At 59.1% G+C, this 15,248-nt stretch carries 14 protein-coding genes; 7 read left to right on the top strand and 7 right to left on the bottom strand.

The window, feature by feature from the left end:
• The first annotated feature begins 794 nt into the window (after positions 1-794).
• Together O987_RS16310 and O987_RS16305 are read left to right on the top strand one after the other, a co-directional pair.
• A complete protein-coding gene (locus tag O987_RS16310; RefSeq protein ID WP_043373514.1) occupies positions 795-2,666 on the top strand; it encodes a hypothetical protein in 1,872 nt (623 codons plus the stop codon).
• Positions 2,659-2,880 carry a hypothetical protein gene (locus O987_RS16305; protein WP_043373512.1) on the top strand — a complete coding sequence of 74 codons (222 nt, stop codon included), beginning with the start codon at positions 2,659-2,661 and terminating at the stop codon, positions 2,878-2,880. Before O987_RS16310 ends, O987_RS16305 begins: the two co-directional genes overlap by 8 nt.
• A 58-nt stretch (positions 2,881-2,938) precedes the next feature.
• Here O987_RS16305 and O987_RS16300 read toward each other — a convergent pair whose 3' ends face one another.
• Positions 2,939-3,232 (bottom strand): H-NS family nucleoid-associated regulatory protein, encoded by a 294-nt coding sequence (locus O987_RS16300; protein WP_043373510.1) that lies wholly within the window; start codon positions 3,230-3,232, stop codon positions 2,939-2,941.
• A gap of 378 nt (positions 3,233-3,610) precedes the next feature.
• Here O987_RS16300 and O987_RS16295 point away from each other — a divergent pair, with 378 nt between their 5' ends.
• The gene (locus O987_RS16295) at positions 3,611-4,012 is read left to right on the top strand and encodes a GNAT family N-acetyltransferase (RefSeq protein WP_051962193.1); all 402 of its coding nucleotides are present in this window, start codon (positions 3,611-3,613) and stop codon (positions 4,010-4,012) included.
• Between the two features lie 114 nt (positions 4,013-4,126).
• Here the strand turns inward: O987_RS16295 and O987_RS28845 are convergent, their stop codons facing one another.
• Both O987_RS28845 and O987_RS16290 read right to left on the bottom strand, forming a co-directional pair.
• Positions 4,127-4,963 carry a hypothetical protein gene (locus O987_RS28845; RefSeq protein WP_144244934.1) on the bottom strand — a complete coding sequence of 279 codons (837 nt, stop codon included), beginning with the start codon at positions 4,961-4,963 and terminating at the stop codon, positions 4,127-4,129.
• A 188-nt stretch (positions 4,964-5,151) separates the two neighbouring features.
• Positions 5,152-5,448 (bottom strand): hypothetical protein, encoded by a 297-nt coding sequence (locus O987_RS16290; protein ID WP_043373508.1) that lies wholly within the window; start codon positions 5,446-5,448, stop codon positions 5,152-5,154.
• Between the two features lie 587 nt (positions 5,449-6,035).
• Between O987_RS16290 and O987_RS16285 the strand changes: the two genes are divergently transcribed.
• Both O987_RS16285 and O987_RS16280 read left to right on the top strand, forming a co-directional pair.
• Positions 6,036-8,267 carry an NADP-dependent isocitrate dehydrogenase gene (locus O987_RS16285; RefSeq protein ID WP_029158278.1) on the top strand — a complete coding sequence of 744 codons (2,232 nt, stop codon included), beginning with the start codon at positions 6,036-6,038 and terminating at the stop codon, positions 8,265-8,267.
• A gap of 188 nt (positions 8,268-8,455) precedes the next feature.
• Entirely contained in the window at positions 8,456-8,746 is a 291-nt protein-coding gene (locus O987_RS16280; protein WP_043373505.1) for a CPCC family cysteine-rich protein, read from the top strand.
• Here O987_RS16280 and O987_RS16275 read toward each other — a convergent pair.
• The 3 genes from O987_RS16275 to O987_RS29860 all read right to left on the bottom strand — a co-directional run bounded on the left by O987_RS16275 (position 8,726) and on the right by O987_RS29860 (position 10,445).
• Positions 8,726-9,286, bottom strand: a complete 561-nt coding sequence (locus O987_RS16275) for a hypothetical protein (protein ID WP_043373502.1) — start codon at positions 9,284-9,286, stop codon at positions 8,726-8,728. The two genes, O987_RS16280 and O987_RS16275, sit on opposite strands and share 21 nt — an antisense overlap.
• A 24-nt stretch (positions 9,287-9,310) precedes the next feature.
• Positions 9,311-9,811, bottom strand: a complete 501-nt coding sequence (locus tag O987_RS16270; RefSeq protein ID WP_019042029.1) for a DUF192 domain-containing protein — start codon at positions 9,809-9,811, stop codon at positions 9,311-9,313.
• Positions 9,812-10,025: 214 nt separating this feature from the next.
• Positions 10,026-10,445: a hypothetical protein gene (locus tag O987_RS29860; RefSeq protein WP_419177845.1), complete on the bottom strand. Its 420-nt coding sequence runs from the start codon at positions 10,443-10,445 to the stop codon at positions 10,026-10,028.
• On the opposite strand from O987_RS29860, the gene icd reads away from it, so the two are divergent.
• On the top strand, positions 10,444-11,706 hold the full coding sequence (icd, locus tag O987_RS16260; RefSeq protein ID WP_043373500.1) for an NADP-dependent isocitrate dehydrogenase: 1,263 nt from the start codon (positions 10,444-10,446) through the stop codon (positions 11,704-11,706). The genes O987_RS29860 and icd overlap by 2 nt on opposite strands.
• A 203-nt stretch (positions 11,707-11,909) precedes the next feature.
• Entirely contained in the window at positions 11,910-14,297 is a 2,388-nt protein-coding gene (locus O987_RS16255) for a membrane-bound PQQ-dependent dehydrogenase, glucose/quinate/shikimate family (protein WP_043373498.1), read from the top strand.
• Between the two features lie 154 nt (positions 14,298-14,451).
• On the opposite strand, the gene O987_RS16250 is transcribed toward O987_RS16255, so the two are convergent.
• Complete coding sequence (locus O987_RS16250) at positions 14,452-15,222, bottom strand: DsbA family protein (protein ID WP_043373496.1); 771 nt, start codon at positions 15,220-15,222, stop codon at positions 14,452-14,454.
• Positions 15,223-15,248 lie beyond the last annotated feature (26 nt).

Raw genomic sequence — 15,248 nt, 5'->3', positions numbered from 1 at the left:
ATCAGCTGATCAATGGAGCTGACTCCCTTCTTGTGCGGGGCGCGAATGCTCAACATGAATTCCGTTGTGTCAGGAGAAGCTCACTCAGCGAGTAGAGCACAGGCTCCAGCAACTGTCTCAGCCGATCTAAGCAACTTTTCTGCCCCACATCAATGCTCTGACACGTGAGTTTGTTGCGAAGAAACGTAGAGTTTTGATAGATGTCTGCTTTCTGCAAGAGTCACCGGCAGCTTCTGGCCGTCGGGGGACATGGCAGCTCATTTCGTTGAATACGCTGTGGACCTGATAGGCCAGCAAACTGGCACAGCTTTGTTGAATGAAAGACGCCCAACCAAGCATGGTCGGGCATATGTTAAGCGAGGTGTATGGCGGGCTTGAAAGAGCGCTCCTTGCCTCTGGTCAAGCGGGGCCGTCACTCCCATGCTGGCCACGATGCGAACGACTTGCCCCTCAGTAAGACCATATTCGGCAGCGATCTCCCGAGCGGTCTTGTTCGTCGCATACTCTGCCGCAATCCGTGCATTGCGCACGGCCTGGAGCGCTCTTTCCGCTTTGGACAGCTGGAAATGAGGCAGGCCTCCATACTCCTTTGCCAGCTTTAAAAGCGCGTCGACGCCAATCACCGCGGCATAGGGGTGATGTTCGGTGACGCGCTCTGGGGTGGGGAAGTACACCCGCAGCCCGCCCCATCTGCGCATCAGAGCCATGGTGGCCTGTAGACCCACCAGGCGCTCAAACTCCTGCAGCAGCGGTGGTAGCAGGTCAATGGGGATGGGAAGGCCTGATTCATTTCAATGCTGCCTGACACGACCGGCAACCCTGTCGAGCTGGTGTTTGGCGACGATGGCGGCGGCGCTCAGGTGCCCAATGCAACCCTGGCCGTTGCCGCGCGCATGCCAGGTCTGCGGGTCAGATCCCTGGTGCATGTACGCAAGGATCTGGTCGCAGCGGGCCGCATGCCGGGCCTGCGCTGCAGTGCGCTCGTGCGCTACCACACCGACACGCCCCGGTCTGTGGTGGCCGAGGTGGCCGCCAGTGCCCAGCAGGCGCAGCCTGTGACAGAGGGCTGGATCTCCGGCTGGCAGGACACGGATGCACTGCCTGCGGGTTGGGTGTCGACCGCGCAAGACGCCATGAGCATGCAAGAGCAGTTCGGCGTCGCCTGGCAGGAAGGCCAGCGGCAAGGGGCGGCCCAGCAGGGGCGGTTTCAACAGGCCCGGCCTCTAACTGGAGCAACAACCCAGGCCCGTTGGCAAGAGGCCCAGAGCGTTCGCGTGGGCCTGCAGGCCACGGCCCAGGATGCCGCGCCCGTGCGGGCGGGCTGGTCAGTGCGGTTTCAGGAAAGCCTGCGCGACCGTCGCCGCATGGTCGAGGCCACTGCCCAGGACGCGATGGGCCTGCAATACCTCTTCACTACGGGCGCAGGCCCATCGGTGCCGCTGTACCGGGGATTTGAGGGCCGCTATCAGCAGGCCATGAAGCCGCCTGCAGGCAAGTCACAGACCAAACCGCCAGAGCCGGAGAAGCCCGGTTGCTATGAGCAACTGGTGGGCGGCCCCATCCGATTGCTGTTCTGCAAGCCCTGGGCCGCGTCGACCGCGCTGGTCTTTGCGTGCTGCAGGGATGGAGGGCCGCAACCCGGCAAGGTCATCGTTCCCGTTCGAAAGGTTTACATCGTGCTCAATCAGATCATGCTCACGCGCCTGGATACCGGCGTCGAGCTGCCTGCTCTGGCCTTCAGTATGTCCTTGGACTTTCAGAGCTGGACGTGGAATTGGACGGCATCACTGCATAAGGATGCGGCTTTGCACCTTGGCCGTGATGTGGATGGCGACCCTGCGCAGTTCCTGGCCAGCGTCAATGGCGTGCCCTTCAAGCTGCGCCTGGAGCGCACCAGCCGCGACCGTAGGTTTTTGCCGCAGGAGCGCTGGTCTGTCTCGGGCCGGGGCCTGGCTGCAGTGCTGGCTGAGCCTTGGGCAAAGTCCATGTCCTTTGGCAGCACGGCGCAGACGCTGACGGCCCAGCAACTGGCGGCTGAGGTGCTCAAGGTCAATGGCGTCTCCATTGGCTGGGGTATCGACTGGCAGTTGGTGGACTGGCAGGTGCCTGCCGGAGCCTGGACGCTGCAGGGCAGCTATATCGACGCCATCAACGATATCGCGGCTGCGGCTGGCGGCTATGTGCAGCCCCATAACACCGACCAAGTGCTGCGCATCCTGCCCAAGTACCCCGCCGCACCTTGGCATTGGGGTGATGTGGTGCCGGATTTTGAAATTCCAGGGGCAGCGGCAGAGGTCGACGGCACGGAGTTCCTGGACAAGCCGGACTACAACCGGGTGTTTGTCGGTGGCATGAGCGCGGGTGTGTTTGGTCCGATCACTCGGGCTGGAACTGCTGGCGACCTGATTGCGCCTCAGGTCACGCATGCCTTGACCACCGACTCCACGGTGCACAGGCTGCGCGGCCTGGCTGAACTTGCCGATACTGGCCGCCAGGCGCGGGTGTCGCTATCCATGCAGGTGCTGCCCGAGACCGGTGTGATTCTGCCTGGGCAATTTATTCGCTATCTGGGGCCGGAGACCGTGATGGGGATTGTGCGGTCGACGTCGATCAACTGGGCGACCCCCAAGCTGCGTCAGACGCTGGAGGTCGAAACCCATGCCTAACCTCTACAAGCAGTTTATGGATCTGCAGTCGCCCAAGCCCTTGCTAGTGGGCACGGTGGCCTTTGTGATCAACGGTGTGGCCACGGTCAACCTGCCAGGCGGTGGTCGCCTGCAGGCGAGAGGACCGGCTCAGGCTGGCCAGCGCGTGTTTGTGCGTGATGGAGCGATCGAGGGGGAGGCTCCGAGCCTCACCTATACAGAAGGGGAGGTGTAGCAGCCTAATCGAGGCGGTGGCTACGGTAAGAAATAAAAAGTGGCCACTGGGGCCACTTTTAGATTGCGAACTTGGAACGGTCTTGATCTTTGATCCAGTTTGGAGGCTTTCCTCGGCCAGTCCATGTTTGACCTGTGGCGGGGTCGCGGTATTTAGGGGCGACGGAGCCAGTCTCACGCTTTTGTTTTTGCTTGGCGGGAGGGAAGACATCGTCCTGTGTCAGGCCGAAAGCCTCGACCAAGTCCTTGATTTTTTGCACCGCGCCTGCGACTTCGGCCTTTCGAGCGGCTGCAATCTGCTGCTCAAGAGCTTCGCGTTGCGCCAACAATTCCTTGTACGAATGTGTACTCATTTAAAAAGACATCCTCTGTAAATGTTTGAGATAGCACTAAATTGGTGCACTCATACATGAGATACATCGCTTATGCAGTTAGTTCACTTTCAATCGAAAGCGACCACGCACATTGTGTCCTAGTTTTGGATGTGTTAGATGTAAAAATAGGACCCAAAAAGCAAGCTCTTTGGTGGAGATGCTTTACTCGTTGAGGGTGAGATTTTTAGTCTGAGAAATTTCTGATTGCAAGCTGGGGCGTGATAGGCTATGTTCGATCAGAAATAGCCACTCAATGTGCCTGAATAATGATCTGGTGATTGAATATTAAACTATAAAAATAATTCAAATCATTGAGAAATTGATTTTTAAGTGAAACATTGTCTTTGGAAATCCAGTATGAATTCCGTTGCTATTGTAGAGACAAACGTGATAAACCACCCATTCCTTTGCGAGAGAGTTAGAGAGGGTAAGCGATCTGGAACTAGGGAGTTTGTTGCGTTAATCGAAGGTGTTGAGGCTGGCCTTTTGATTTTTGAGCACTTTCCCAGGGACTCTTGGGGATTGATATACGAGATCTATGTGCTAAATGAATTCAGGGGCTTGGGCATTGGTAACCTGATTTTGTCACATGCAGAAAATGTAGCTCGTGATTCTGCGTGTAAGACACTGCGTCTCACAGCGCGCTCACTCGATCAGCAGTTCATCAAGGATGATACTCTAATGTCTTGGTACGGGCGCAAAGGCTTTATTCGAGATACCAGCGAGTCTAGTGGGATGCTGAAGCATCTTGCCTGCTAATTCATAAGGTAGGGGTGTTGGTTTAGAATGGGGGATTAATGGTTTGCTTTTGAGTCGAGAGCTGTCTTGTATTTTTGGCAGCTCTCGGAGCTTAGTGGCTAAGCGAGGGCTAAGCTAGGAATTTAAATACCTCTTAGACCACTCATCGTCTAGATATTCAACCCTCTCTTTTGATAATCCACGGAACCATCTAAATTTTTTCCATTCGGCATGGCGTAAATGATATGCAAGGAATATTGATCTACCCCATGCCCGCCAACCATTTAACCTAAATGTTTCGGCTCGAACTCGGTCTCGATTTAAATGTCCGGTCAAGGCCTTGGCATCTGCTGCAGTGGCTAATTCGTAAGGAGGTAAATCTTCAAGTCTGGCGGCTTCGGCCCATAGAAGATCAATCAAGATCAGACAGCGCCGCCTGATTCCATCATGGCAAGCTAACCAGACTGACATCTCGCGGCGCAGATTGTCATGCTTGGCTTCCTCTTCTGTGGGGCCCATAGACCCATAACATCTGAGGTGCTCACTGGTACCGTCTAGCAATGTGCGCAATGGTGCCCCTTGGCGAAGCAGCTCTGTGCCAAATATCGGATAAATTTCATGTACTTTAATTTGCCCCTGCAATATTCTTGAGCAGAGGTCACTAAACATACCGCAGACATTTCTAACCGATGCTTGTGCCCATGAGGAAGCAAACTCATTTGATGTCGTCATTGATGCTCTGCGTAGTTCCTGAAGAGACTCATGATGAGCAATTTGGTAATAGTCCGTGACCCTTCTGCCCAGAAATACCACCGTAGCCCAATCTGCTTGAAGCTCAATCCATCTGCGTCGGTACATCTCGGACCAATCTAGTCGTTGCTGAAGCCGTTGCCCAAAAAGAATTACTACCTGTGCTGCACCAACAACTACCAGAAGTACAGTAGCTAAAGCTGACATTTCGGCATCTGACATGCTCCTCCCTTCTTTTTTATGTAGAAAATTCTGAGGCTATCTTTTCAAATGAATCTGAAAAAATTCCTCTAGACAGTGATTAACGATCTAAGCTCGAATGGCCTTGAATTTTAGCGGTGGTTAAATGTCAAGCCTAGGAAAAATTGCCCAAAGTCGATTTTGGCGTGCGCAGCAGAGTGGGGTGGCTGTCAGTAGTCGAAGTCACAGCGCCATTCCTGCGCATACCAGCCGCCGTCTACATATTCCAGGCCGCTGAATTTGATGGTTCCTGAACCCATGTACGTTATGCGCGGCTCAAAGAGCTTTCTGCGCTTTGCAGGCAAGGCGCTGCTGCCATCAAGAATGTGTAGAACAGGCACGGTGCGCTCGTCGGATGAGCTGGGGCGCTCGTGATAAAGCGTGATCGAGCCAGACGCTTTGTTGGCGATTCCCACCGGCACTTTGAGGTGGCCGAGCTCGCGCAGGATCAAAATTTTAGCTTCCATGGCTGTATATTTATACAGTATCTTTGGGCGCAGCTTGTTAGTAGATGCTTTCGCTAGCAGGCATACGTCAAAAGCACGACGCTTGTCTCAGAAGAACTTTGTCGATGACTAAGAGTGATGAGCAGAGATCCGAAGTCTTATATGGATCAGCGAGCTATTGATATGCAGCAAAGCAACACTTGTGGTGAAGTAATGCTTGCCGATTTGTCAGCCTTGGTGCCAAAGCCTGTGCTACTTTGTGCCAAAGATCGCGCAAATTTGTGCCAAAGGCCGCGCCACGCAACTTTAACTCGCAACTTTCATGGCGGCGATGGCCGCAGAATGACTGCAGGATGCGATATTTTTACATGGTCGAAAACACGGCGAAAAGGCCGGTTTCCCTATGAAAACAGCTGATGAAAGTTGAGCTAAATCCCTGAGTCTTGTACAAGACTTAAAAAAACCGGCCCGGTTGCGCGTAGAATTTTGTATTGTGGGAACGCATTGCATCAAGAAAGTGTCGTCCCGCTGTGTCAGGCCCCATTGCGCAAGCCCGGGATGCAGGCCCAAGGCACCTTTCCCCCTTTTTTCACAACCTGAGACAAGAGATGAGTACGCAGCAACCCACCATCATCTACACATTGACTGACGAGGCTCCCCGCCTGGCTACCAGCGCATTCCTGCCCGTGATCCGTGCTTTCGCAGCGCCGGCCGGCATCAATGTGGAGACCAGCGATATCTCGCTGGCAGGCCGTATCCTGGGCGAGTTTCCCGACTTTTTGACCGAAGCCCAACGCGCTCCGAACAATCTGGCTGAACTGGGCAAGCTGACGCTGACGCCTGAAGCCAATATCATCAAGCTGCCCAATATCTCCGCATCCGTGGGCCAGCTGCAAGACGCGATCAAGGAATTGCAGGGCAAGGGCTACGCCATCCCCGACTATCCTGAAACCGCCACGACCGATGCCGAAAAGGACATCAAGGCACGCTACAACAGGTGCATCGGCTCTGCCGTGAACCCCGTGCTGCGCGAAGGCAACTCGGATCGCCGCGCACCTGCTGCCGTGAAGAACTACGCCAAGAAGCACCCCCATTCCATGGGTGAGTGGAAGCAGTGGTCGCAAACCCATGTGTCGCACATGGAAGAGGGCGATTTCTACCATGGCGAAAAGTCCATGACGCTGGACAAGGCCCGCGAAGTGAAGATGGTGCTGGAGACCCAGTCCGGCAACAGCATCGTTCTGAAGGACAAGGTCAAGCTGCAGGCTGCAGAAGTGATCGATTCCATGTTCATGAGCAAGAAGGCCTTGTGCGCTTTCTATGAAAAGGAAATCGAAGACTGCCGCGAGTCGGGCATCCTGTTCTCGCTGCACGTGAAGGCCACCATGATGAAGGTGTCCCACCCCATCGTGTTCGGTCACTGCGTGAAGATTTTCTACAAGGAAGCCTTCGAAAAGCACGGCAAGCTGTTTGATCAACTGGGCGTGAACGTGAACAACGGCATGGCCAATCTGTACGAGAAGATCGAGACCCTGCCTGCTTCGCAGCGCGAAGAAATCATCCGTGACCTGCACAAGTGCCAGGAGCACCGTCCGCGTCTGGCCATGGTCGACTCCGCCAAGGGCATCACCAATTTCCACTCGCCCAACGACGTGATCGTGGATGCTTCCATGCCCGCCATGATCCGCGTAGGCGGCAAGATGTGGGCGGCTGACGGCAAGCCTTACGACTGCAAGGCCGTGATGCCTGAGTCCACCTTTGCCCGTATCTACCAGGAAGTGATCAACTTCTGCAAATGGCACGGCAACTTTGACCCCAAGACCATGGGCACCGTACCCAACGTGGGTCTGATGGCTCAAAAGGCCGAAGAGTACGGCTCGCACGACAAGACGTTCGAGATCGCTGAAGACGGCGTGGCCAACATCGTGGACATTGCCACCGGCGAAGTACTGCTGAGCCAGAACGTGGAAGCCGGTGACATCTGGCGCATGTGCCAGGTCAAGGATGCTCCTATCCGTGACTGGGTGAAGCTGGCTGTGACCCGTGCCCGCAACTCCGGCATGCCTGCCGTGTTCTGGCTGGACCCCTATCGTCCCCACGAAGCCGAGCTGATCAAGAAGGTGCAGACCTACTTGAAGGAATACGACACCAACGGCCTGGAAATCCACATCCTCTCGCAAGTGCGCGCCATGCGCTACACGCTGGAGCGCGTGGCCCGTGGTCTGGACACCATTTCGGTGACCGGCAATATTCTGCGTGACTACCTGACCGACCTGTTCCCGATTCTGGAGCTGGGCACCTCGGCCAAGATGCTGTCCATCGTGCCTCTGATGGCTGGTGGCGGCATGTACGAAACGGGTGCTGGCGGCTCCGCTCCCAAGCATGTGCAGCAGCTGGTGGAAGAAAACCACCTGCGCTGGGACTCGCTGGGTGAATTCCTGGCCCTGGCCGTCTCATTCGAAGACCTGGGCATCAAGGAAAACAATGCCCGCGCCAAGCTGCTGGCCAAGACTCTGGACGAAGCCACCGGCAAGCTGCTGGACGAAGACAAGTCGCCTTCGCGTCGCACCGGCGAGCTGGACAACCGTGGTTCGCAGTTCTACATCGCTCTGTACTGGGCCCAGGCTCTGGCTGCTCAGACCGAAGATGCAGAACTGGCGGCCAAGTTCGCCACTCTGGCTAAAACCCTGGCCGAGAACGAAGCCAAGATCGTGGCCGAGATGAAGGAAGTGCAAGGCAAGGCTGCCGATATCGGCGGCTACTACATGCCCGACGTGGCCAAGCTGGACGCCGTGATGCGCCCCAGCGCCACCTTCAACGCCGCCATCGCGTCGGTGTAAGCCAGCCTGCCTCGCAGAGCGGGTTGCCCCGCCTGCGTGCAGGCAGTGCCCCATAAAAGCCGGTGAGCCTGAAAAGGTCTCCGGCTTTTTTGTGTCCGGTCTCAGTGGTTGCTATATAAATAGAAGCTGCCTGTGCTTGATGTATGAGCGCTGTAGCTTGATTGATTCGAATTTATGAAAGGCGCTCCATGCCGCTGTATCAGTGTCCGTGCTGCGACTATTTCTCGCTGGATGAGCGTGGCGAGTACAGCATCTGCAGCGTCTGCTTCTGGGAAGACAGTGGCTGGGATGTGGACTGCCCGGATGAATACTCCGGCCCCAACCATATGACGCTGCGCGATGGTCGGCGCAACTTTCAGTACTTTGGTGCCTGCGACTACCGAATGCTCAAGAGCGTGCTCCCACTGGCAGCGCGCAACCGCTATCGGCATGGGCCGCGCGTTCTGAGTAAAGTGGCATCAATCCGCGTGGGGCAGTGATTGGCGTGCCTCTTCAACCCAGCGCAGAAATCGCATGCCTGGATGCTGGTGCAGCAGCGGATAGCGTTGGCGGTGGTAGCAATCCCAGTAACTGGCGGCCTGCTGCTTGCAGGCAGTCACAAACTCGGGGTTTTCGGCAGCAAAACGCCCGTAGTTGTGTGGCGATAGCCTATGGGTCTGGGCTGGCAGATGCTCGGCAATTTCCAGCACATACTCGCCAGCCGCGCGGACTACAAACGGTAGCACCCAGTCGCAGTCATGCGCCAGCAACTGGCGCAGACAGGTTTCGCGCACATGGCCGTTGGCGTGGCGGCTGCCCAGGCACAGGGCCAGTGGATGTGCGGGGCCGGTGCTTTTTTGAATGCATTGCTGCAGCTCACGTTCGTCGTAGTACACGCGGTAGGGAGCATGCAGCAATTCGCCATCAATCCTTACCGTGAAGCCGGGGCAGGGCTCAAGCGCCTGCGACTTGCCCAGTTTCTGCAGCAGCGCAGCGGCGGTATCGCTCAGCGCTTGCGGAAACTGGGGCCGGTAGAGCATGAAGGATGCTGACTCTGGCGGTGCTTAGCGATTGAAGGGAGCGCCGCCCAGTTTGGTGCCGGCCTTGATGCCGCGCTTGGTGAACCAGCCCTGGTTCATCTCCAGCACATAGCGCACGGGCTTGGCCGAGCAGTGGGAGTCTTCGCTCATGGGCTTCATGTCGGCCAGATTGACGATGGTGCCGTCATCGGCCACAAAGGCCGCCGTCAGCGGCAGGATGGTGTTGCGCATCCAGAAGCACTGCACGCCGGGCACCTCGAAGACAAAGAGCATGCCTTCCTGCTGCGGCATCTCCTTGCGGAACATCAGGCCGATCTCGCGCTGCTGCGGCGTGACGGCCAGCTGGGTGTCGATGCGGTACATGCCGGCCGTCAGGTCGATGCGGCGCAGATTCATCTGTGGCTGACCTTCGTCGCGGGCCATCGCGGGGCTGCCGAACAGGCCCAGCAGGGCGGTACAGGCCAGGGCCAGCAGCGGAGCGCGCCAGCCGGATTGTTGGGGTGTCTTGGTGGAGAGGGTCTTCATGAGCCTTGCTTGCCAAACAGGAAGTCGGAAGTCGCAAGCCTATAGCAATCCGGGCAGGTTGCGGTGCAAATCAGCGTCATGGGGATGCGGCCGTAGCCGGTCTGCAAAATGCAGAGCCCGCAGGACTTGCGGTCCGGCAGGCCCGGGGGCGAGTCAGATCCGGTTGTCAGGGCCATGGGCCCCTCGATGTCACCGGGCTGCTCTCAGTGAGCGATCAGGCGGGCTTGTGCATCTTTTTGGTGCTGTGCTGCATATGATGCTTTTGGGCTGGCTGGGCCTTCATATGCTTGACGGTAGGCGCCGCTGCTGCAGCGGCAGGGGTGGCAGGCTGCGCCGGCGTGGCGGTTTGAGCAAAGGCGCCAGCAGCGAACGAACCAGCAATCAGGACAGCGAGTAGTTTTTTCATGGATGCCAATTTCCCAAATATGCGGCAATGCCAGGCTTCAGGTTGAAGTGTGGAGCAGCCCATCTGCTGCCACAGCCTCTCAACGGCAGCCCTGTGCCGCCGTTGACAGATTTTTATGCGGCATTTCTTAAAATTTGCTGAGTTCAAGGTGCCAAAATCGGGGGCAAGAAGCAGCACCAAAAAGGTGCGCCGCCGCGCAGTATTCAAGACTAGGAGATTCCACAGCATGAGCAAGTCCCAGCACATCCAGGTTCCGCCGCAGGGTGAGAAGATCAGCATCAATGCGGACAAGACACTGAATGTTCCGAATCAACCCATCATTCCTTTCATCGAGGGCGACGGTGTCGGCGTCGATGTGACGCCGGTGATGCGCAAGGTGGCTGACGCTGCCGTGGCCAAGGTCTATGGCAGCCAGCGCAAGATCGCCTGGATGGAGGTGTATGCAGGCGAGAAGGCCACGCGCATCTACGGCCCCGATGTCTGGCTGCCCGAGGAAACCGTGGCCGCCGTGCGCGACTATGCCGTGTCCATCAAGGGCCCGCTGACCACGCCCGTGGGCGGCGGCATCCGTTCGCTGAACGTGGCGCTGCGCCAGGAACTGGACCTGTATGTCTGCCTGCGCCCCGTGCAGTACTTCAAGGGCGTGCCTTCGCCACTCAAGGAGCCCGAGAAGACGAATATGGTGATCTTCCGCGAGAACTCGGAGGACATCTACGCGGGCATCGAATACGCGGCCGGCAGCGAGAAGGCGAAGAAGCTCATCGACTTCCTGGCCAAGGAAATGGGCGCCAACAAGATCCGCTTTCCCGAAACCTCGGGCATCGGCATCAAGCCCGTCTCGCGCGAGGGCACGGAGCGCCTGGTGCGCAAGGCCATCCAGTACGCCATCGACAACAACAAGCCCAGCGTGACCCTGGTTCACAAGGGCAACATCATGAAGTACACGGAAGGCGCTTTCCGTGACTGGGGTTACGCGCTGGCGCAGCGGGAGTTCGGTGCCGAGCTGATCGACGGCGGCCCCTGGTGCCGCATCAAGCACCCGAAGACGGGCAAGGACATCATCATCAAGGACTCGATCACCGACGCCTTTTTGCAGCAGATTCTGATGCGTCCGGCCGAGTATTCGGTGGTGGCCACGCTCAACCTCAATGGCGACTACATCTCCGATGCGCTGGCCGCGCAGGTGGGCGGCATCGGCATTGCTCCCGGTGCCAACCTCTCGGAGAGCATTGCCTGCTTCGAAGCCACCCACGGCACGGCGCCGCGCTATGCGGGCAAGGATTATGTGAATCCGGGCTCCATGATTCTGTGTGCCGAGATGATGCTGCGCCACATCGGCTGGCGCGAGGCTGCGGACCTGATCGTCGAGTCGCTGGAAAAAGCCATTCAGAGCAAGCACGTGACCTATGACTTCGCCCGTCTGATGGACGGTGCGACCCAGGTGTCCTGCTCGGGCTTCGGGGATGTGGTGATCTCGATGATGGACTGAGCTGCGCTGCCTGCCCGGCAGCTGCAATAGTTGCCGGCACTGCGATCTGAGCGGCCGCACCGTCCCTACGGTGCGGCTTTTTTTGCGCCCGAGACCTGTCGCTTGTAGTCCTGAGGCTGGCGTGCAAACCCTCGAAAGTATGTCGATGTGTATCGGCGTTAAGGCGTGCAATACACAAATGGCAATTAATTTCAGGTGAGGCTATGGCTCCTTCATCCAATGACGGGCGCTGGTACTGGCTTGTGGTGGGGCTGCTGATGCTGCTGATGGGTCTGTACATGACCATAGGCGGCGGCATTCTGCTCGGCAAGGGAGGCAGCTGGTACTTTGTGTTGATGGGGCTGGCGCTGCTGGTCTCGGCGGCATTGCTGCTGGCGCGGCGCAGAGCCGGTGCCCATCTCTATGCGCTGGCCTTTGTGCTGACCCTGGTATGGGCCTGGTGGGATGCAGGCTGGGAGTTCTGGCCGCTGGTTTCGCGCCTGATGGTGTTTGCCGTGCTGGGCCTGCTGGTGGCCCTGGGCTATGCACAGCTTGAAGCGGGCAAGCTGGTCATGAACGACTATGGCCGCCTGGGCGCCGCAGTGTCGGTGGTGGTGCTGGGCCTGGCCATCGTCGCGACAGCCGTCAGCGCCTTCTCGCCCAAGGGAGTGATCGCCCCCGAGGTCACCGAGCTGCCATCGCTCGGCTCCATGGAGATCAAGGCCTCGGACTGGACCGACTGGGGACAGGGACCCGCAGGCCAGCGCTTTGCGGCCGTCGAGCAGATCAGCCGCAACAACGTCGACAAGCTGGCCGTGGCCTGGACGGCACGCACCGGCGATGTGCCCCAGAGCACCGGCTCGGGCGCCGAAGACCAGAACACGCCGCAGCAGATCGGGGACCGCCTGTATGTCTGCACGGCCTACGGCAAGGTGCTGGCGCTGGATGTGGACACGGGCGAGGAGAAGTGGAAATTCGACCCCGAGGCCAAGTCGCCCAACTGGCAGCGCTGCCGGGGCCTGGCCTACTTTGACGGCAACGAGGCCGCGCTCAGGGCGTCGGGCGCGTCCGGCAGGTCCGGTGATGTCGCACCGGGCTGCCGACGCCGGCTGTTTCTGCCCACCATCGATGCGCGATTGATCGCGCTCGATCCCGATTCGGGCAAGCCATGCACCGACTTTGGCAAGGACGGTGTGGTGGATCTGACCCAGGGCATGGGTGAGGTCAAGCAGGGCTGGTATCAGCAGACCTCGGCACCGCTGGTGGCCGAGAACCTGGTGATCGTGGGCGGCCGCGTGGCCGACAATTTCTCGACCGACGAGCCATCGGGCGTGGTGCGCGCTTTTGATGTGCTCAGCGGCAAGCTGGTCTGGGCCTGGGACCCGGGCAATGCCGGCATCACCGGGCAGCCGCCGCAGGGGCAGACCTATACGCGCAACTCGCCCAATGTCTGGGGCGGCATGTCCTATGACGCCAGACTGGGCCTGGCCTATCTGGGTACGGGCAATGCGACGCCGGACTTCTATGCGGCCCAGCGCACGCCGGAGATGGAGAAGAACAGCTCCGCCATCGTGGCCATGGACATCAGGACCGGCAAGCCGCGCTGGCTCTACCAGACCGTGCACCACGATCTGTGGGACTTCGACATTCCGTCCCAGCCCGCTCTGGTCGATGTGACCAATGCCCAGGGCGGGGTGGACCCCGCGCTGCTGCAGGTGACCAAGCAGGGCATGATCTTCATGCTCAACCGCGAGACCGGCGAGCCTCTGGCAGAGGTGCAGGAGCTGCCCGTGCCGCAAGGCCATGTACCCGGCGAGCGCTATGCGCCGACCCAGCCGCATTCCACGGGCATGCCCAATATCGGCAACCAGACCCTGAAGGAGTCGGACATGTGGGGCGCCACGCCCTTCGACCAGCTGCTTTGCCGGATTGCCTTCAAGGACATGGATCATCAGGGCGTGTTCACGCCGCCGGGCATGGGGCCGACACTGCAGTTCCCGGGCTCGCTGGGCGGCATGAACTGGGGCGGCGTCTCCATAGACCCGATCACCCAGACCATGTTCGTCAACGATATGCGTCTGGGCCTGGCGAATTACATGATTGCACGCGCCGATATGAAGCCCGGCGCCAGCGGTATCGAGATGGGGGCCGTGCCCCAGGAAGGCACGCCGTTTGGTGCCATGCGCCAGCGCTTTCTGTCGCCGCTGGGCATTCCCTGCCAGAAGCCGCCTTTCGGCACCATGACGGCCGTGGATCTGAAATCGCGCCAGATCAAGTGGCAGGTGCCCGTGGGCACGGTGCGCGATACCGGTCCTCTGGGCATTCCCATGTGGCTGACGATTCCCATCGGCATGCCCACGCTGGGGCCTTCCATGGTCACCAAGTCGGGGCTGGTGTTCTTCGCAGGCACGCAGGACTTCTATCTGCGTGCCTTCGACAGCGCCAACGGCAAGGAGATCTGGCGCTCGCGCCTGCCCGTGGGCAGCCAGGGAGGGCCGATGAGCTATGTCTCGCCCAGAACCGGCAGGCAGTATGTGGTGATCACCGCCGGTGGCGCACGCCAGTCGCCCAAGCGCGGTGACTATGTGATCGCCTATGCCCTGCCGCAGTAGCGGCAGGGTGCGGAGCCGTCGGTAGATGGATTAAAAAAGATAGCTGCTTGCGCTTTATAGATAAGGAATTCAGATTGAATAATGCCTGAAATCTTTAAATAACAAGCGCTGTAAGCTATAAATAAAAGAGTATCTACCGCGCAAGCCATGCCGCTCAGCGCGCTGGCAGCTCGCAGCCGTCGGGGCCGCAACTGGGGTCGCCACTGGTGTCGGTGTCGCCGGCCTGCTGCTGATTGAGTTCGGCAATCTGCTCGGCCCAGGCGGCCAGCTGCTGCTTCCAGCCGTCGACATCGCCCAGCCATTCGCCGATCTCGATGCGCTGCACGGCGCGTTGGCCAGCCTGCTCGGGGTGGTCGAACTCCAGCGCCAGGGTGGGGAAGCCCTGGCCCTGCACCATGCCCAGCCATTCGCGGCTTTCGGCGATATGCTTTTGCGTGGCCGCGCCGCTTTGCTCGGCGCAGGCTGCGTCATAGGCCGCGCTGTCCAGACCGATGCCGGCCGCCAGCTCGCGCAGCACGGCGGGCTCGCTGATGCGGCGGCCCTCCACGTAATGGGCTTTCTGCTCGGCAGCCAGCATTTCCAGGCCCTTGCCGGCCAGCGCTTCGGCGGCCAGCAGGGCCGTGGTCGGGGGTTCGGAATCCAGCGGCGCGCCGATGTCATTGAGTAGGCCGTTGAGATAGGCATCGCCAAAAGGCTGGCCCGTCATCTCGGCAATGCGCTGGTCGCTGGGCATGACTTTGTCACGCCAGTCTGCGGTGATGGTGCGCGTGTGGGCGCCGGTCAGCATGCCGCCGGCATGCCACTGCACGGCGATGCCGGGCACTTCGCGCGCGGCCTTGACCAGCGGGGCGGCGGCATAGCACCAGCCGCACAGGGGATCGAAAATATAGTGCAGCACCAGAGCGGGCAGCTGGGATGTGTTCATGGTTGGACGACCGGCAAGGCCGGTGG

Source organism: Comamonas testosteroni TK102, assembly GCF_000739375.1.
GTDB classification, from domain to species: Bacteria; Pseudomonadota; Gammaproteobacteria; order Burkholderiales; family Burkholderiaceae_C; genus Comamonas; species Comamonas brasiliensis.
The sequence above is the reverse complement of the archived record's forward strand: the minus strand, read 5'-3'. Positions and strand labels throughout refer to the sequence as shown.